The sequence below is a fragment of the Phenylobacterium sp. genome (assembly GCF_025351295.1).
GTDB lineage: Bacteria > Pseudomonadota > Alphaproteobacteria > Caulobacterales > Caulobacteraceae > Phenylobacterium.
Window position 1 is genome coordinate 15,611 of record NZ_JANXWD010000156.1, and the last position, 17,554, is coordinate 33,164.

General features: G+C 69.9%; 13 protein-coding genes and 1 tRNA gene. 5 read left to right on the forward strand and 9 right to left on the reverse strand.

Annotated elements, in window-relative coordinates:
- Window positions 1-98 precede the first annotated feature (98 nt).
- Entirely contained in the window at window positions 99-2,537 is a 2,439-nt protein-coding gene (gyrB, locus tag Q0R13_RS21065; RefSeq protein WP_293907670.1) for a DNA topoisomerase (ATP-hydrolyzing) subunit B, read from the reverse strand.
- Window positions 2,538-2,726: 189 nt separating this feature from the next.
- On the opposite strand from gyrB, the gene Q0R13_RS21070 reads away from it, so the two are divergent.
- Window positions 2,727-4,289, forward strand: a complete 1,563-nt coding sequence (locus tag Q0R13_RS21070) for a TonB family protein (RefSeq protein WP_293907672.1) — start codon at window positions 2,727-2,729, stop codon at window positions 4,287-4,289.
- Window positions 4,290-4,311: 22 nt separating this feature from the next.
- Here the strand turns inward: Q0R13_RS21070 and Q0R13_RS21075 are convergent, their stop codons facing one another.
- The 4 genes from Q0R13_RS21075 to Q0R13_RS21090 form a co-directional block, all read right to left on the reverse strand.
- Window positions 4,312-5,157: an alpha/beta hydrolase gene (locus Q0R13_RS21075; RefSeq protein WP_293907674.1), complete on the reverse strand. Its 846-nt coding sequence runs from the start codon at window positions 5,155-5,157 to the stop codon at window positions 4,312-4,314.
- Window positions 5,154-5,807, reverse strand: coding sequence for a hypothetical protein (locus Q0R13_RS21080; RefSeq protein ID WP_293907675.1), 654 nt, complete (start codon window positions 5,805-5,807; stop codon window positions 5,154-5,156). The genes Q0R13_RS21075 and Q0R13_RS21080 overlap by 4 nt, the downstream gene beginning before the upstream one ends.
- A gap of 77 nt (window positions 5,808-5,884) precedes the next feature.
- Window positions 5,885-7,021 (reverse strand): DNA replication/repair protein RecF, encoded by a 1,137-nt coding sequence (gene recF / locus Q0R13_RS21085; protein WP_293907676.1) that lies wholly within the window; start codon window positions 7,019-7,021, stop codon window positions 5,885-5,887.
- A 41-nt stretch (window positions 7,022-7,062) separates the two neighbouring features.
- The gene (locus tag Q0R13_RS21090) at window positions 7,063-7,620 is read right to left on the reverse strand and encodes a metallophosphoesterase family protein (protein WP_293907677.1); all 558 of its coding nucleotides are present in this window, start codon (window positions 7,618-7,620) and stop codon (window positions 7,063-7,065) included.
- 203 nt (window positions 7,621-7,823) lie between these two features.
- Here Q0R13_RS21090 and polA point away from each other — a divergent pair, with 203 nt between their 5' ends.
- Window positions 7,824-10,706 (forward strand): DNA polymerase I, encoded by a 2,883-nt coding sequence (gene polA, locus Q0R13_RS21095; protein WP_293907678.1) that lies wholly within the window; start codon window positions 7,824-7,826, stop codon window positions 10,704-10,706.
- 7 nt (window positions 10,707-10,713) lie between these two features.
- Here polA and Q0R13_RS21100 read toward each other — a convergent pair whose 3' ends face one another.
- Window positions 10,714-12,657: a right-handed parallel beta-helix repeat-containing protein gene (locus Q0R13_RS21100; protein WP_293907679.1), complete on the reverse strand. Its 1,944-nt coding sequence runs from the start codon at window positions 12,655-12,657 to the stop codon at window positions 10,714-10,716.
- A 748-nt stretch (window positions 12,658-13,405) separates the two neighbouring features.
- Window positions 13,406-13,481: transfer RNA gene (locus Q0R13_RS21105), tRNA-Ala, on the reverse strand.
- A gap of 123 nt (window positions 13,482-13,604) precedes the next feature.
- Here Q0R13_RS21105 and Q0R13_RS21110 point away from each other — a divergent pair.
- The 3 genes from Q0R13_RS21110 (at window position 13,605) to Q0R13_RS21120 (ending at window position 15,419) form a co-directional block, all read left to right on the forward strand.
- On the forward strand, window positions 13,605-13,910 hold the full coding sequence (locus Q0R13_RS21110; protein ID WP_293907680.1) for a YggT family protein: 306 nt from the start codon (window positions 13,605-13,607) through the stop codon (window positions 13,908-13,910).
- Window positions 13,911-14,152: 242 nt separating this feature from the next.
- Window positions 14,153-14,914, forward strand: a complete 762-nt coding sequence (locus Q0R13_RS21115) for a Sir2 family NAD-dependent protein deacetylase (RefSeq protein ID WP_293907681.1) — start codon at window positions 14,153-14,155, stop codon at window positions 14,912-14,914.
- Between the two features lie 79 nt (window positions 14,915-14,993).
- Window positions 14,994-15,419 (forward strand): hypothetical protein, encoded by a 426-nt coding sequence (locus Q0R13_RS21120; protein ID WP_293907682.1) that lies wholly within the window; start codon window positions 14,994-14,996, stop codon window positions 15,417-15,419.
- Between the two features lie 200 nt (window positions 15,420-15,619).
- On the opposite strand, the gene Q0R13_RS21125 is transcribed toward Q0R13_RS21120, so the two are convergent.
- Both Q0R13_RS21125 and Q0R13_RS21130 read right to left on the reverse strand, forming a co-directional pair.
- A complete protein-coding gene (locus Q0R13_RS21125; protein ID WP_293907684.1) occupies window positions 15,620-16,414 on the reverse strand; it encodes a LytTR family DNA-binding domain-containing protein in 795 nt (264 codons plus the stop codon).
- A gap of 44 nt (window positions 16,415-16,458) precedes the next feature.
- Window positions 16,459-17,508, reverse strand: a complete 1,050-nt coding sequence (locus Q0R13_RS21130; protein ID WP_293907686.1) for a histidine kinase — start codon at window positions 17,506-17,508, stop codon at window positions 16,459-16,461.
- Window positions 17,509-17,554 lie beyond the last annotated feature (46 nt).

A 17,554-nucleotide genomic window follows, 5' to 3' on the forward strand; every position in this document is an offset into this window, starting at 1 on the left:
AGCTACACCAGACGGCGTGGATTTGGGCGCGCCGCGGGCACACTGTCACAAAATCGTCGCGACCCGTGCTCATCGCGCCACAGTGCCGCGACGCGGCGTCAGACGTCCACCTCGGCGTCCAGGGCGTTTTCCTGGATGAATTCGCGGCGCGGCTCGACCAGATCGCCCATCAGGCGGGTGAACATGTCGTCGGCGTCGTCGGCGTGGTTGACGCGCACCTGCAGCAGGGTTCGGGCCTCGACATCGAGGGTGGTCTCCCACAGCTGTTCGGCGTTCATCTCGCCCAGGCCCTTGTAGCGCTGGATCGACAGGCCGCGGCGGCCGTTGTCCATCACCGCGTTCACCAGGTCGATCGGCCCGCGCACGGTGGTGGTCCGGTCGCGGCGGGTGTAGACGGCCCGCCCGGAGAACACCTGGGCCAGCTCCTTCGAGCGTTCGGCCAGACGCCGGGCGTCGGCGGCGTGCAGCAGCATCTCGTCCAGCACCACCTTCTCGGTGACGCCGCGCTTCACGCGGCTGAAGGCATAGCCGCCGGTGGCGGCCAACTCGCCCGACCAGGGCCCGTCGCCCTCCTCCGCATAGAGGTCCAGGCGCGCCGCCGCCGCGGCCGGGTCGCCGCCGTCCGCCAGCAGGCCGGCCAGGGCCGCCTGCTCGATGGCGAAGGCCGGGGCGCGGGCCGCTAGCCGCTCGACATTGGCCTTGGCCCCGCGCGAGGTCTGCACCATGGCCAGCAGGTCGGCGCCGGTCAGCCGCTCGCCGGAGGCCAGGTCCAGGGTGGCGCCGTCGACGCCCTCGTCGATCAGGTAGATCTCAAGCTCGGGATCGTCCTTCAGGTAGCGGACCGACTTGCCCTTCGAGGCCTTATAGAGCGGCGGCTGGGCGATATAGAGATAGCCGCGCTCGATCACCTCCGGCATCTGCCGGTAGAAGAAGGTCAGCAGCAGGGTCCGGATATGGGCGCCGTCGACGTCGGCGTCGGTCATGATGACGATCTTGTGGTAGCGGATCTTGGCGATATCGAACTCGTCGCGGCCGATCCCCGCGCCCAGGGCCATGATCAGGGTGCCGATCTGGTCCGAGCCCAGCATCCGGTCGAACCGGGCCCGCTCCACGTTGAGGATCTTGCCCCGCAGCGGCAGGATCGCCTGGTTGTCGCGGTTGCGGGCCTGTTTCGCCGAACCGCCGGCGGAGTCCCCCTCCACCAGGAAGATCTCCGACTTGGCGGGGTCCTTCTCGGCGCAGTCGGCCAGCTTTCCGGGTAGGGACGAGATATCCAGCGCCGACTTGCGCCGGGTCAGTTCGCGGGCCTTGCGCGCGGCCTCGCGGGCGGCGGCGGCCTCGGCGATCTGCTGGACGATCATCCGGGCTTCGACCGGGTGCTCCTCGAACCATGAGGCCAGCCCCTCGCCGACCAGGCCTTCCACGGCCGGGCGCACTTCGGACGAGACCAGCTTGTCCTTGGTCTGCGACGAGAACTTTGGGTCCGGCACCTTCACCGACAGCACGCAGGTCAAGCCCTCGCGCCCGTCCTCGCCAGTGACGGTGACCTTCTCCCGCTTCGCCGTGCCGGAGCTCTCCGCGTAGTTGGTGATGATCCGGGTCAGCGCCGAGCGGAACGCCGCCAGGTGGGTGCCACCGTCCCGTTGCGGGATGTTGTTGGTGAAGCACAGGACGTTTTCATGGTAGCCGTCGTTCCACCACAGCGACATGTCCAGCTGCACGTTCTCGCGCTGGCCACGCACGATGATCGGCGTCTTGATCAGCGGCGTCTTGGCCTTGTCCAGGTGGCGCACGAAGGCCTCGATGCCGCCCTCGTAGTGCATGACCTCCTCGGTCGGCTCCGGACCGCGATGGTCCTTCAGCCAGATGGTGACCCCGGAGTTCAGGAACGCCAGCTCACGCAGCCGGTGCTCCAGCGTCTTCAGGTCGAATTCGATGAAGGCGAAGGTCTGCAGCGACGCCAGGAAGGTGACCTCGGTGCCCGACAGCGGCAGGCCGTTCTCGCGCATCGGCGCGTCGCCGGTCGCGATCAGCGGGGAAACCGAGTCGCCGTGGCGGAACTCCATCTCGTACGACTTGCCGCCGCGATAGATCTTCAGCTTCAGCCACTCGGAGAGCGCGTTGACCACCGAGACGCCCACCCCGTGCAGGCCGCCGGAGACCTTGTAGGAGTTCTGGTCGAATTTCCCGCCGGCGTGCAGCTGGGTCATGATCACCTCGGCCGCCGAGATGCCCTCGCCCTCGTGGATGTCCACCGGGATGCCGCGGCCGTCGTCGGTGACCGTCACCGAGCCGTCGGCGTTGAGGATCACCTCGACTCGCGTGGCCCAGCCGGCCAGGGTCTCGTCGATGGCGTTGTCGACCACCTCATAGACCATGTGGTGCAGGCCAGAGCCGTCGTCGGTGTCGCCGATGTACATGCCCGGCCGCTTGCGCACCGCGTCCAGGCCCTTCAGGACCTTGATCGATTCCGCGCCATATTCGGCCTGGCCGTTGCCTTCGGGGGGCACGCCGTCGATATCGTTCTCTTCGCTCATCTTGCGTCCAGCTGAGGCGCCCCGCGTCAGGATGGGCAGGAAAGCCCATGGCGCCCTATGGTAGCGCCGTGCGTTGCGCGGAGCCTGGGATTCTAGGCTTCTGTATATAGGGTCCGGGGCTGATTCTGCACGGATTTCGGCGGCGAAATCGGGGGTGGGATGAGGCGTCTTGTGGGCCCGGCGGCGGTGATGGCGATGCTCGCGTCAGGCACGACCGTGGCGGCGGCCGAAAAGTCCGTCATCACCAACCCCGATTGGCTGGAGCTACCGTCTGGCGAGGTGTTCGCCAGTCTTTATCCGAAGGTGCCGCTGGCGCTTGAGATCGCGGGCTACGCACAGATCAGCTGCGCGATCGACGAGGGCGGCCATCTTGCACACTGCACCGTCCTGGCGGAAGCGCCGAGGGCGCTGGGGTTTGGCGCGGCGGCGCTGACCATGAGCCGGGAATTCCGCATGCGGCCGCAGACCGTCGATGGCAAGGCCGTGGCGGGCGGCATCGTCCGCATCCCGATCCGCTTCACGCTCCCGTCGATCGGGGCGGAACCGAAAGCGACCGGCGTGGATCCCGATGCGCAGGCCTACGCCTTGCGGATCGTCGAGAGCCAGGATGTGGCGCAGATCGTCCTGAAAGCGTTTGACGCGCCTGCCCGCGAGCTTGAGTCCGGCCCGATCGCGGGAACGCCGGATGAGGCGCGCCAGGCTGCCGTGACGGCGCTTCGGAGCGCGGCCCAACACCATGTCGACGACATCCGGGCGGCGATCGCCACGGCGCTTGCTTTGACGAACTCGCGCGAAACGCTGAGACAGCTCGCCGACTTCCAGAATTCCCCGGGCGGCGAAGTCCTACGCGAAAACGCCGCGATCGGCGAGGACATGAAGCGCCTCTCAACGAACCTGGGCGAAACGGTTCTCGCAGAAGCTCATGACGCCCTCTGCAGCCAACGGGCCTGCCGCGCGTCGCCCGACGAGCTGAAAGCGATCGGCGACCTGTCCGAGCTGGACGCCATGGACGCGCCGCAGTGGGTAAAGGCGCCTTCAGCCGTCGCGATCGGCCAAGCTGCGCCGCCGCTGGCCGCCATGCTCGGCGTCGAGGGCGTCGCACGGTTGACCTGCACAGAGCAGGCCGACGGGGGCATTGGCGCCTGCGTTGTTGCTGCGGAAGGGCCGATGGGGTGGGGCTATGGCGCCGCAGCCCTGCGCCTCTCCACAGCCTACCGCCTGGCCCCAACGGCCGACGGCGCCGGGCGACGGGTGTCGCTACGCGTCGCCTTCCCTGCGGTTGAATTTGCCCCTCGCATCACGGTCCAACCCCGGATTGCGTCCGAGTCCATAGAATTGGTGCGGCGCCTGCTCGATCAGGCAAGCGGTCGGGCCGACGTGACTCGCCAGATCGACCGGCAATTGGACGCCATCGCGGCTGCGCCGCACGACGGGGTAGATCCGCAAGTCGCTGACGCTGTGATGGTGGCGATGCGGGCCGCCTTCAACCTCGCGTTCGCCCAACTTTTGGATCGACTTGCGGACATGCTCGCCAGCCGTTTCTCAAACGCGCAACTGGCCGAAGCCTTGGCTTTCAGGGACAGTGCAGCTGCTCACGCCCTGGACGAAAGCATGCCGGCCCTGAATGCCGCCGCGATCTCGGCCGCCCGCCGAAACGCCAGCATCATTGCGTCTGAAGCCCGAGGCGAGTTCTGCAAAACGCACGATTGTGCACAGCAGCCTTTGGCCGCCGCATCGCGTCAGGCGCAATAGGCTTGCAAGCCAAAAGCGCCGCTTAGGCCTCCAGATGCGGCAGCAATAGCCCGTTCACCGCGTCCGGAACCTGGTCCGTCAGGAAGTGGGCGGCGCCCGGAATCGCCTCGAAGCGATAGGGGCCGGTGACGAAGTCGGCGGTGGCTTCGGCGGCCACGCGGCCCACGGTCGCGTCGGCGTCGCCCCAGACGTAAAGCGTGCGCGTGGCAACCGGCGGGACGTCGCGGGCGCGCAGCGAGCTGGACCCGCCGGCGCGATACCACGCCACTGCTGCCTCGATGGCCCCGGGCTCGAAGAGGGTGTCGATGTAGGCCTGGGCCGTCGCGGCCGGCACGCCCTGGGCGTCGAACATCCGGCGCAGGCCCGCGAAGTCGTCTGCCCGCAGCGCCGTGCCCGCGCCCTCGTCCTGGAAGGTCTTGTGGTGGCCGGATCGTTTCGACTGCTGCGCGTCGGTCTCGAACGCCCGGGCGAAGGCGGCCGGGTGCGGCCGCGACAGCACCGCCAGGCTGAGCACGCGCTGCGGATGCTGCGCGGCGATCAGCCAGGCGAGCTGGCCGCCCCAGTCGTGGCCCACCAGGTGGAAACGGTCGTGGCCCAGGGCGTCCATGATCCCCAGGGCGTCGCCGATCAGGTTGGGAACCGCATAGGCCGCGGTCCCGGCGGGCCGGGCGCCGGTCGAATAGCCGCGCTGGTCCGGCGCCACGCAGCGGTAGCCGGCGCCGCTCAGCGCCGCGATCTGCCCCCGCCACGCCCGCCGGGTCTGCGGGAACCCGTGCAGCATCAGCACCGGCGGGCCGTGCGGCGGACCCACCACGTCGACCGTGAAGCTGAGGTCGCCGAGCGCGACCGTGGTCGTAGTCGTGGTCATCCGCCGGGCTCCGAGCCGAACTTGAGGGTGACGAGGTAGCGATAGGCCCACTCGGTGCTCTTGTGCCGGCGCTCGGCGTAGCGGTGGAACGACAGCCGGGCGAGGACCAGGGCCACGATCGGCGCGCCGACGACCAGGCCCGGCGCGCCGTCCAGCACACCCTGGATCATGGCCAAGCCGCCCACGACCGGCAGGACGACCACCAGCGAGCGGAAGAACTTCGACTCCGCCTCGAACCGCTGCACGTCGTTGAACGCCCCTGGCGCATGCAGCATGAGCACGGCCTTGGCCCAGGCGAAGGTGTTCATGGGGATGTCGTCGCGGGCGGCCTGCGGCTGGTGGAAATAGCGCTGGCGGAGGTCCGTCGCCCAGGCATAGGCGTGGTCGTCCGCCTTCGGCCATCGCCGTTCGCGGTAGGGATTGTAGTACCTGTCGTCGATCAGCGAGGCCACGGGGAACACGAAGGCCCCCAGGGCATAGGCTCCGAACGCGAAGGCCACCCATTGCGCCTGGACCGAGACCCGCCCGTCGAAGGGCGCAGGGACCAGCGGTACGAGCGTCAGGAGGAGGGCCGCCATCAGCAGCGCGCCGGGCAGCAGCACGGCGAACAACTCGACCACGCCGACGTAGAAGTCGCCCGGCTTCGGCATTCGGCGTCCCTCCCGGCGGCGGTGGATGGAGAGAGGGTGAGCCTCCACCCGGTCGCGTCAAGGCTGAGCTTGCGGCCTCAACCCAGCGGCGCCAACCCCGAGCCGTCCACGGCGAACCCCTGCGCCCGGCCCTTCAGCCCGTCGAACAGCATCTCGTCGGTGCCGGTGAGGAAGGCCTGCAACTCCAGGGCCTCGATCTCGTCGAACAGGGCGGCGCGGCGGCGGGCGTCCAGGTGGGCCGCCACCTCGTCCAGGAGGAGGATCGGACTGGGGCCGGCGGCTCGGGCCAGGCGGGCGGCCTGGGCCAGCACCAGGTTGAGGATCAGCGCCTTCTGTTCGCCGGTGGAGCATTCGGCGGCGGGGCGGTCCTTCTCGTCGTGGATCACCGACAGGTCGCCGCGGTGCGGGCCGCTGAGCGCCCGGCCGGCGGCTGCGTCGCGGTCGCGGCCGGCGGCCAGCGCGCGGGCCAGGCGCAGCTCCAGGTCGGCGAACGCCGCGCCCTCCAGGGCCAGCCGCTCCCATTCGCCGGTCAGCGCCAGCCGCGCCAGAGGGAACGGCCGCTCGCCCCGGGTGGCGATCTCGGCGGTGAGGGCGGTCAACGTGCGCGCCCGCGCCTCGGCCATCAGCGCCCCGGCCTCGGCCATCCTGGCCTCCAGGGCGTCCAGCCAGGCGGCATCCGCCGGGCCGTCGGTCAGCAGCCGCGTCCGCTCACGCAGGGCCTTCTCATAGGCCTGGACGTGGGCGGCGTGGATCGGCTCGGCGGCAAACGCCAGCCGGTCGAAGAACCGCCGCCGCTCGGCCGCGCCCTCCAGGAACAGCCGGTCCTGCGCCGGCGTGAGCCAGACCTGGCGCACATGCTCGGCCAGCCGGCCGGGCGGGGCGGGCTCGCCCTCCACCCGCACCAGCCGCCGCGCCGCGCCGGCCTGCTCGACCCCGGTGCCCAGCCGGGTCTCGCCCTGTTCGGTCCGCACCGTGACCGACACCGCCCAGGCCCGGCCCGCGGCCTCGCCCGACAGCCGCCGGCCCACCTCGGCGAGGCCCGAGCCGCGCAGGCCACGGCCGGGGATCAGGAAGCTGACGGCCTCCAGCAGGTTGGTCTTGCCCGCCCCGTTCGGCCCGGCCAGCCAGACCGGCCGCCCGTCCAGGCCCAGCTCCGCCGTGGCATAGGATCGGAAGTCGGTCAGGGTGAGGCGGGTCAGGGCGCAGGCGGTCACGGGCGCGGTCTTAGCCGGTTTCGTGGCCGGGCGCGAAACCGCTAGCCGACGAAGACGATCTCCGGTTCCAGCCCGGCTGCCGTCCGCACCAGCCGCCCGAAGGTCGGGGCCGCACCCGCCGCCGGCAGGATCGCGCTGCCGGGATTGAGTGCGACGCCCTGGCGGCCGATGGCGTCGGTAGCGGCCTTGTGGGTCGAGGCGTGCAGCAGGACGTCGACTTCGGTCCCGAACAGCCGGCGGCAGGCCTCGGCGAAGTCCGCGGCCGGGGTGAAGGGGTCGGACGCCGTGGCCAGGCCGGCGGCCGTCGCGTCGAACACGCAACCCACCCGCGTCCCGCCGATGTGCAGCAGCAGCGCCGGATGGTCGGTCCGCGGATCGTCGGCGTCGTCCTGGCCGCGCACGCCGACGACGGTGGCGATCTCTTCCAGCTGGTCCAGTCCGGCGCTGTCACCCATGTCGCCCAGGGTGACGATCAGGTGCGCGTCGGACAGCGCGGCCAGAACATGGGCCGGGAACTCCGGTCCGTCGCCGGGGTGGATGTGGCAGTCGGCGAGGATCGCCACGATCCCCGCGTCGAAGGTCAGCGCCCGTGCAGTCATTTGCCTGCCTCCCGTGGCCGTGGCCCATTATCCGTCGGTGTCCGGATTCCGCCAGCGCCGTGTCACAACCGTCCCCATATCCACGGCCTGGGCCGGGGGCCGGAGGTCCTGGTCCTGCCGAACCGCCTGGGACGTCGCCAGCGCCTGAGCCGATTGCGGGAGAAGCGGATGACCTGCGCCTCGCCTCGCCTTATCTTGCCGCCATGACCGACACGCTCGACGCCACGCCGCAGACCCTGGGCGATATCCCGCGCGATCCGACCCAGGACGGGCCGGCGATGCGGCTCTATCTGGTGGACGGCTCGGGGTTCATCTTCCGGGCCTTCCATGCCCTGCCGCCGCTGACCCGGAAGTCCGACGGCCTGCCGATCGGGGCGGTCAGCGGCTTCTGCAACATGATCTGGAAGCTGCTGGTCGAGATGAGGGCCTCGGCCGAGGCGCCGACCCACCTGGCGGTGATCTTCGACCACTCCGAGGCGACCTTCCGCAACAAGCTGTACGACAGGTACAAGGCTCACCGCCCGCCGCCGCCCGAGGACCTGGTCCCCCAGTTCCCCCTGGTGCGCGACGCCACCCGCGCGTTCGGCGTGCCCTGCATCGAGCTGCCCGGCTACGAGGCCGACGACCTGATCGCCGCCTATGCCTGCAAGGTCCGCGACCTGGGCGGCGAGGTGGTGATCGTCTCGTCCGACAAGGACCTGATGCAGCTGGTCGGCCCCAAGGTCTCCATGCTGGACACCATGAAGACGCCGAACCTGAAGATCGGCGCCGAGCAGGTGTTCGACAAGTTCGGGGTGACGCCGGACAAGGTGGTCGACGTCCAGGCGCTGTGCGGCGACAGCGTCGACAACGTGCCGGGCGCCCCCGGCATAGGGGTCAAGACCGCCTCGGCCCTGATCAATGAATACGGCGACCTCGACACGCTGCTGGCCCGCGCCGGGGAGATCAAGCAGGACAAACGCCGCCAGACCCTGATCGACTTCGCCGATCAGATCCGCCTGTCGCGCCAGCTGGTGCAGCTGGACTGCGACACGCCGCTCCCGGAACCGGTCGATGCGCTGCAGGTGCAGGACCCGGACGGCCCTACCCTGCAGGCCTTCCTGGAGCTGATGGAGTTCCGCACCCTGGCGAAGCGGATCGGCGACGGCATGGCCGGCGGCCAGGGGATCACGGCGCCCGCCACCCCGGCGCCCGAGACCCGTGCCCCGCAGGCGCCCACCCACGGCGCCGTCGACGTCAACGCCTATGAATGCGTCCGCGACCTGGCCGCCCTCGATGCCTGGATCGCCCGCGCCTATGCGGCCGGCGTCGTGGCCTTCGACACCGAGACCGACGCGCTGGGCGCCACCAGCGCCAACCTGGTCGGAGTCTCCCTGGCCGTCGCGGCGGGCGAGGCCTGCTACATCCCGGTGGGCCACGCCCACGAGGGCGAGGGCGGCCTGCAGCTGGACGCGCCCGCCGACCTCACCCAGATTCCCATCGACGCGGCCATGGCGCGGCTGAAGCCGCTGCTGGAGGACCCGTCGATCCTGAAGGTGGCCCAGAACGCCAAGTACGATCTGGCCGTCCTGGCCCGCTACGGCATCGATGTGACCCCGGTCGACGACACCATGCTGATCAGCTTCGCCCTGGAAGGGGGCCTGCACAAAAGCCACGGCATGGATGAGCTGTCGAAGCGCCTGCTCGACCATGAGCCGATCAGCTTCAAGACCGTCGCCGGGGCTGGCAAGGCGCAGAAGAGCTTCAAGCACGTCGAGCTGCCGGCGGCGACCTGCTACGCCGCCGAGGACGCCGACGTCACCTTAAGGATCTGGGAGCACCTGCGCCCGCGCCTGGCGCACGAGCGTCTGCTGACCGTCTACGAGACCCTCGAGCGGCCGATGCCCAGGGTGCTGGTGGAGATGGAGCTGGCCGGGATCAAGGTCGACCCCGACCGCCTGCGCCAGCTCTCCAACGACTTCTCGGTGCGCATGGTCGAACTGGAGGCCGAGGCCCACCGCGTGGCGGGCCGGCCGTTCAACCTGGGCTCGCCCAAGCAGATCGGCGACATCCTGTTCGGCGAGATGGGCCTGGCGTCGGGCCGCACCACCGCCACGGGCGCGCAATCCACCGACGCCTCGATGCTGGAGGACCTGGCCGCCCAGGGCCACGAGCTGCCGCGCATCCTGCTGGACTGGCGCCAGCTGTCGAAGCTGAAGGGCACCTACACCGACAACCTGGTGACCGCGAGCGACCCGAAGACCGGGCGGGTCCACACCTCCTATTCGCTGGCGGCGGCCACCACCGGCCGGCTCGCGTCCAGCGACCCCAACCTGCAGAACATCCCAATCCGCACGGAGGAAGGCCGCAAGATCCGCAAGTGCTTCATCGCCGAGCCGGGTCACCTGCTGATCAGCGCCGACTACAGCCAGATCGAGCTGCGCCTGCTGGCCCATATCGGCGACATCCCGCAGCTGAAGCAGGCCTTCGCCGACGGCCTCGACATCCACGCCATGACCGCCTCGGAGGTGTTCGGGGTGCCGGTCGAGGGCATGCCGGCCGACACCCGGCGGCGCGCCAAGGCGATCAATTTCGGCATCGTCTACGGCATCTCGGCCTTCGGCCTGGCCAACCAGCTGTCGATCCCGCGCGAGGAGGCCGGGGCCTATATCAAGACCTACTTCGAGCGCTTCCCCGGCATCCGCACCTACATGGACCGCATGACCCGCCAGGTGCGGTCGGAGGGCTTCGTCACCACGATCTTCGGCCGCAAGGTCTGGATCCCCGCCGCCCAGGGCAAATCGCCGGCCGAGCGGGCGTTCGGCGACCGCGCGGCGATCAACGCGCCGATCCAGGGCGCCGCCGCCGACGTGATGCGGCGCGCCATGGTGCGGATGCCGGGCGCCCTGCGCGACGCCGGGCTCAGCGCCAGGATGCTGCTGCAGGTCCACGACGAACTGGTGTTCGAGGCGCCGCAGGCCGAGGCCGAGGCGGTGATCGTCGTGGCCAAGCGGATCATGGAAGGCGCGGCCGAACCGGCGCTGTCGATTTCCGTCCCGCTGGTCGTCGAGGCCCGCGCCGCCGCCAACTGGGACGACGCACACTAGATCCCCGTCAGGCGAACATGAAGTCGCCCGTCGTCAGCCGGTAGCCGTTCAGCAGCTGGATGGTCTCGTCGGCGCGGGTGGCGGCGTCATGGATCATCCAGGCGGTCGCGCTGCCGGCCACGGCGGAGATCGTCGAGCCGACAGAGTAGCCGACCAGGTCGATGTGGTCGCCGGCCGCGAAGTCCTGGACGCGGTCGCCGTTCGCCTCGCCCCGGGCGAACACGAACCGGTCCGCGCCCGCCCCGCCGGTCAGCAGGTCGGCGTCCGCGCCGCCATCCAGGGTGTCGGCCCCGTCCAGGCCCGACAGGGTGTCCGCGCCCGCCAGCCCATAGATGTGGTTCGCGCCGGCCCCGCCGGTGATCAGGTTCGCCAGCTCGTTGCCCGTCCCGTCGAGGGCGCCGGCCCCGGAGAGCGCCAGGCGCTCCAGGTTGGCGCCCAGCGTATAGCTCACGCTGGAGGCCACGTAGTCGTAGCCGCCCGCCGCGCCGGCGACCGTCTCCACGGCCAGGTCGCGCACATCGTCAATCACGTAGTAGTCGTCCCCGGCGCCGCCTCCGATCCGGTCGCCGCCCAGGCCACCGACCAGCTTGTCGGCGCCGTCGCCGCCCTGGAGGGTGTCGTCGCCCGCGCCGCCGTTCAGCGTGTCGCCGCCCGCCCCGCCCGACAGCAGGTTGCCGGCGGCATTGCCGGAAAGCACGTCGGCCAGCGCGTTGCCATAGCCGTCCACCGCCGCTGCGCCGGTCAGCGTCAGCCGCTCGACATTCGCCGCCAGGGTATAGCTGAGCGCGCTCTGCACCAGGTCATTGCCGGCGCCGACCGCCTCGACCACCGTGTCGCCGCTGGCGTTGACCACATAGACGTCGTCGCCGAGGCCGCCGTTCAGGATGTCCGCCCCGGCGGTGCCGACCAGGGTGTCGGCGCCCGGCGTCCCGTTGAAGGTCGGCAGGCCGGACCCGCCGTGCGCCGCCTGCCACGCCGCCAGATAGGCCGCGCCGCCGTCCGAGACCTGGGCGACGATGGTGTTGTTGGTCTGCACCAGGTTGGTGTCGCCGGTCAGGCTGATCAGGGTGGTCTGGTTGTTGGACAGGGTTCCGTTGTCGACGTTCACCAGCCGGATCCACGACTTGTAGTCCAGGAACCCCACGACGATGTTGTCGCTCACCGTCACGTCCTGCCCGTGGAAGACGGCGATGCCGTTGTAGCCGGCGCCGGCCACCAGGTTCCCGGTGATGGTCACGTGCTGGTAGGGCAGGGTGCCCACCTCGTCGTTCAGGAAGACGCCCTGCGGCAGGACGCCGGTCCCCGTGCCGCGCAGGAACACATTGTCGGTGATGGCGATGTCGTGGGCCGAGGCCGTCGTGCCGCTGGTCCAGAACTGGATCGCGTCCGGGTGATCGGCGGGCTTCGGGTGGAAACTGCTGAAGCTGTTGCCGGTGACCGTGACGAAGGACGAGCCGCCGCCGCGGATCCCGTCCATCTGGATCTCCTTGAAGGTGTTGCCCTGGATCGTCAGGTGGTCGTCGTTCAGCTGGCCGAGGCCGATCCACAGTTGCTGGAAGGTCGAGTCGGCGACGGTCACGTGGGAACTGTCGCGCACCAGCATGGCGGCGCGGTCGTTCTGCGGGTCGCCATCCAGGGAGCCGTGGACGCTCAGGCCCGTCAGGGTCACGTCGTGGCTCTTGGCGATCAGGAACGGATTGTCGCCCGCCGCCGCGTCGACGCGGAACTCCAGGCCCTGGAAGGTCAGGTTCGAGCTGGCGGTCACGTTGAGCCTGGTCAGGGTGGCCAGGGTGTCCGGCGTCGCCGAGGTCACCGTCACGCCCTGGGCATAGTTCAGCCCCGAGGCGACCACCCCGGTATAGACGCCGGGCTCCAGCAGGATGGTGTCGCCCCCCTGGGCGACCTTCAGGGCCGCGTTGAGCAGGGCCGTGGTGCTGACGGTGGTGATCATCGGTGGGGGTCCCCGAACGTATTGATCCGGTCGGGTAGAGATTTGAACAGAACAAAGTCCGGCCAAAGGCCCCCCGGCCTCAGCACCTTGAGCAACACGCCTCGAATACAACCTGTACTTGAAGGCCATATACATTCCGCGGGCATGACCTGAAACTGCCATGACCGTGGATGAGCGAGGTGTCGCACACAACTCTGAAGAACAAACGTCCGTTCCCGACGCCGCGATCTCTCGCAGGGAAAAGAGTCGCCGAAAAGGCGAAACGATGTCGCAGGGACTCTACTTACGGGCGAGAGGGGTTCCTGGTGGGGCCGAGGGGAACGATGCGCTCATGGGGTCGGACGGTAGACCAGGATGGCCGCCGGCTGCCCGAGCCCGCCAGCGCGGGCGCCGACGAACAGGCGGTCGAACTCCGGTACGAAGGCCTCCGACGAGCCGATGCTGCGTTCGGCGCGCGCATGGAAGACTCCGTCCTGGAATGATGACTACGCGACCGCCAAGGCCGATTTGGATGATCGACTGACCGGCCTGCTGACAGACCTCAAAGCGCGTGCCGCCGGGCCTTGTGGGGCACAATGACCGTGCGGTGCGGCTCACCTGCCCTGGCGCCGGGGTTCCGCCTGCTCGGCGTTACATGCCTGTCGGCATCTGCCCTCTGGATCAGGTGCGGCAGAGGCAGGGCGCCCGGACATTCTAAGGGGCTGACTCTTCGAGCTTTTCCAAGCCACTCAACGGCTTGGGAGGTTCCTGGTGGAGCCGAGGGGAATCGAACCCCTGACCTCCTCATTGCGAACGAGGCGCTCTACCATCTGAGCTACGGCCCCCAGGAAGCGGCGGAATAAGGCGATCCAGGGCCCTTGTGTCAAGCCGGGTCGCGCGGCGGCGGCATAAAGGCCCGAGCAGGGCCGCGCCTTGTCAGCGCCTCAAAGGCCGGTAGAAGCAGGGCCATGGGCAGCTTTATTCTCTATATCGTCGGCGGGCTACTCCAGCTCCTGATCCTGGCGATCGTGATCAGCGCGATCCTCTCGTGGTTGGTCGCGTTCAACGTCATCAACCTGCGCAACCAGTCGGTCTACAACGTGGTCAGCACCCTGGAGGCCGTGACCCGGCCGATCATGCGCCCGGTCCAGCGCATGATCCCGCCACTGGGCGGCGTCGACATCAGCCCGATCATCGTCATCCTGGTGCTGCAGTCGGCGCGCAGCTATCTGCTCCCATGGATCGGCGGCCTGCTCTATCCGCTCATCGGATGAGCGGCGTTCGTCGTACGGTCCGCGTCAACCTGGTCGCCTGAAAAATCACGTTCTGTGGAACTTCCCGGGACGGCCGCCGTTGAGTTGACGATCGCCCAACGACTTGCGTGTCGGATACGGGCGATCCAGATCGGCCCGGCTCACCCTGGCATCCCCCCGACCAAAGGCCGGGCCGGTCCCCTTCCCCACCTCAAACGTCCCGGCTTTCGCGAGCTTGGCGTCCGGGCTTAAGCTGGCGGTCCATGTCCAGCCGCCCGCTCTCCACCCGCGCCGACCTGACCCGCGCCATCGCCGACGCGCGCCGGGTGGCGGTGTTCACCGGCGCCGGCATCTCCACCGAGAGCGGCATCCCCGACTTCCGCAGCCCCGGCGGGGTGTGGAGCCAGATGAAGCCGATCTACTTCCAGGACTTCGTAGCCAGCGAGGAACGCCGCCGCGAGGCCTGGAGCCGGGCGTTCTCCGGGCGCGCCGGCTGGGTGGGCCGCGAGCCCAACGCCGGCCACCTCGGCGTCGCCCGCCTGATCGCCCAGGGCAAGGCCTCCAGCGTGATCACCCAGAACGTCGACGACCTGCACCAGGCCGCGGGCGTGCCGCGCGACCGGGTGATCGAGCTGCACGGCAACGCCACCTATGCGACCTGCCTGGAGTGCGGCCTGCGCCACGAGCTGGCCGAGCTCAAGGCGCTGTGGGACGCCACCGGCGACCTGCCAGCCTGCCGGGCCTGCGGCGGCATCGTCAAGACCGCGACGATCTCGTTCGGCCAGGCCATGCCGTACGAGCCGATGGCCCGCGCCGAGGCCGAGACCCTGGCCTGCGACCTGTTCCTGGTGCTGGGGTCGTCGCTGGTGGTCTATCCGGCCGCCGGCTTCCCGCTGATCGCCAAGCGCAACGGCGCCACGGTGGCCATCGTCAACCGCGAGCCCACCGACCTGGACGCCCACGCCGACCTGGTGCTGCACGATGAGATCGGCCCGGTGATGAGCCAGGCGGCGCCGGGCAACTAATTTCGCCGCGCCGGCATTTGGTCACACCCAGGCCGCTTTCCGTGGGGTATGCGCTCCGCCGCATTCCTCGGAGTCCTAAGTGATCAGATCGCTCGCCGCCGCCGGCCGTCCCCCCCTGTTCCTGGCCGCTCTTCTGCTGCTGGCCGCCTGCACCCCTGGCGGGGGCAAGTCCGCGCCGGCCGATCCCAACGCCGGCCTCGACGCCCAGATCCTCACCTGGCGCACCGCGCTGGAGGATGGCCACCCGGTCTGCCGCACCAAGGTCGCGGGCCACGGCTGCGACGGCTTCCAGGTGATGTGCAAGGCCATGCAGGAGATCACCCCCGACGAGACCGCCAAGGGCGTCACCGCCCAGGTGATCGCCGCGATCACCTTCAACGGCCGCAACCCCGACGGCTCCTCCGGCAAGGCCGGCTCCGCCTTCGCGGTGTTCTCCAAGGCCGGCGGCCAATGGACCCGCGCCGAAGCCATGCCCGTCAACATGAACACCTGCGCGCCGCTGTAAGACGTCCGCTCCCCCGCGAAGCGAGAGGGAGAGGGTAGGGAGAGGGCCGGCGCGTGAGAACGTGATCCGCCGTGGGTCCAGCCAGGACCCCTTCACGCCGCCGCCGCGGGCCCTTGGGTCGCCAACGGGAAAGACGGACTGGCCCAGCCGACCCTCTCCCTCTCGGCTTCGCCGGGGGAGAGGAGGCGCGTCGTTGGCGCTCAGCTTCCGGCCCTTGCCCCGATGATCCGGCGCACCTGGGCCGCCTGGCGGCGGGCCACCGGCACTTCGGCGCCGGATTGCAGCACCACGGCGCAGGGGCCGCCCGGGCGGCGGGCCAGGCGCACGATGCGGTCGCGGCGCACCAGGGCGCCGCGGTGGATGCGCAGGAACTGGGCGGGGTCCAGCTCGGCCTGCAAGGTGCGGATCGCCTTGCGCACCAGGAAGCTGCGGCCGCGGCTGTGGATGCGGACATAGTCGCGCTCGGCCTCCACCCAGTCGATCAGCGCCACCGGCAGCCGCAGGCGGTCGCCGCGGTCCGGCACCCAGATCTCCTCAGCATAGCCGCTGTCGACGGGCTCGACCTCGGCGGCGCGCAGGGCGGCCACCACCTCCTCCAGCTCGGCAATCCGCGAGCGGGCGTTGCGTGAGCTCAGCGCCTGGCGCGCGCGCTCCAGCGCCTCGTGCAGCCGGCCGAACTCCACCGGCTTCAGCAGGTAGTCCACCGCCGCCAGCTCGAACGCGTCGGCGGCGAAGCGGCTGAAGGCGGTGACGAAGATGAAGGCCGGCGCCTCGCGGGGGTCGATGGCCCGCGCCAGGTCCAGGCCCGACAGCCCCGGCATGCGGATGTCGAGCAGCATCACGTCGATCCCGCCCCTGCGGATCAGCGCCAGCGCCGCCGCCCCGTCGCCGGCCTGACCCACCACCTCGACCCCCGGCTCCTTGTCCAGCGCCATCATCAGGCGGCGCAGCGCCGGCGGCTCGTCGTCGACCAGGGCCACGCGCAGGAGCCGCATCGTCTGGCTCGCCGCACCGATCGAGGGACCTGTTCCGTCCGGTGTCATGCCCGCTCCAGGGGGATCTCGACCGACGCCAGGAAGCCCTGCGGCCGACGGGGGCCACAGGTCAGGGCGGCGGTCTTGCCGTAGATCAGGTCAAGCCGGCGGCGCACGTTCTCCAGCCCCAGGCCCAGCTTCGGCGGCGAGTGCCCCGCCCCGTCGCCGCCGTCGTCGCTGACCGTCAGCCGCAGCCGGCCGTTGGAGGACTCGGCGGTGATCTCGATGGTCACCGTCGCGGTCGAGCGGGCCACGCCGTACTTCACCGCGTTTTCCACCAGCGGCTGCAGGATCAGGCTGGGCGCCAGGGCGTCGCGCAGCTCCACGGGGATGTGCTCCACATAGTTCAGCCGGTCCTCGAACCGCGCCTGTTCGATCAGCAGGTACTGGCGTTGCGCGTCGATCTCGTCGGACAGCGGCGCCTTGTCGGGCAGCTCCTTCTCCAGGGTGTGGCGCAGGAAGCTGGACAGCGACAGCACCACCCGCTCGGCCCGCTCGTTCTCCCGGGCGAGGATCAGCGACGACAGGGCGTTGAGGGTGTTGAACAGGAAGTGCGGGTTGATCTGGTAGCGCAGCATCCGGTTCTGCGCGTCCATCGCCAGCGCCTGGGAGGCCACCAGCCGCAGGTTCTTCTCCTTCAGCTCCGCCTCATAGCGGATGGCGAAGTAGAGGGCGCACCAGGAGATGAAGGTCCAGAAGAACATCGAGGCGGTGAACGCCGCCGAGATCGGCGACAACGGCTCCACCTTCCACTGCGGCGCGATCAGGTAGAACGCCACATAGTTCAGGAGCGAGTAGGCGTAACCGCCCAGCGCCGACAGCGCGACCGCCACCACCAGCCGCCGCCAGATCGGCTGGTCGGCCAGGGCCGACAGAATCTTGCCGATGGCGATACAGGCCAGGACCCCGGCCAGCGTCATCCCCAGCCGGCGCAGCGCCATGGCGCCGGCGTGCGGCATCGGGTCCGCCATCACCCGGGCGGTGACGATCACATAGGTCAGCGTCCAGAGGACCAGGTTCGCGACCAGGTAGTTGTTCGGACGCGCGAGCCGCATGCTGTCTCCCAACCGCGTTCATTCTGTCGCTTTTCGCCGGCCGACC

What these genes read in the sequence shown, in the direction of transcription:
- Q0R13_RS21070 (WP_293907672.1), top strand. Translation starts at nt 2,727, where the DNA reads ATGGCGATGCTCGCGTCAGGCACGACCGTGGCGGCGGCCGAAAAGTCC.
- Q0R13_RS21125 (WP_293907684.1), bottom strand. Translation starts at nt 16,414, where the DNA reads ATGCGGCTCCTGCGCGTGGCCCTGGTCGACGACGAGCCGCCGGCGCTG.
- Q0R13_RS21115 (WP_293907681.1), top strand. Translation starts at nt 14,153, where the DNA reads ATGTCCAGCCGCCCGCTCTCCACCCGCGCCGACCTGACCCGCGCCATC.
- Q0R13_RS21100 (WP_293907679.1), bottom strand. Translation starts at nt 12,657, where the DNA reads ATGATCACCACCGTCAGCACCACGGCCCTGCTCAACGCGGCCCTGAAG.
- Q0R13_RS21110 (WP_293907680.1), top strand. Translation starts at nt 13,605, where the DNA reads ATGGGCAGCTTTATTCTCTATATCGTCGGCGGGCTACTCCAGCTCCTG.
- Q0R13_RS21075 (WP_293907674.1), bottom strand. Translation starts at nt 5,157, where the DNA reads ATGACCACGACTACGACCACGGTCGCGCTCGGCGACCTCAGCTTCACG.
- polA (WP_293907678.1), top strand. Translation starts at nt 7,824, where the DNA reads ATGACCGACACGCTCGACGCCACGCCGCAGACCCTGGGCGATATCCCG.
- Q0R13_RS21130 (WP_293907686.1), bottom strand. Translation starts at nt 17,508, where the DNA reads ATGCGGCTCGCGCGTCCGAACAACTACCTGGTCGCGAACCTGGTCCTC.
- Q0R13_RS21090 (WP_293907677.1), bottom strand. Translation starts at nt 7,620, where the DNA reads ATGACTGCACGGGCGCTGACCTTCGACGCGGGGATCGTGGCGATCCTC.
- Q0R13_RS21080 (WP_293907675.1), bottom strand. Translation starts at nt 5,807, where the DNA reads ATGCCGAAGCCGGGCGACTTCTACGTCGGCGTGGTCGAGTTGTTCGCC.
- gyrB (WP_293907670.1), bottom strand. Translation starts at nt 2,537, where the DNA reads ATGAGCGAAGAGAACGATATCGACGGCGTGCCCCCCGAAGGCAACGGC.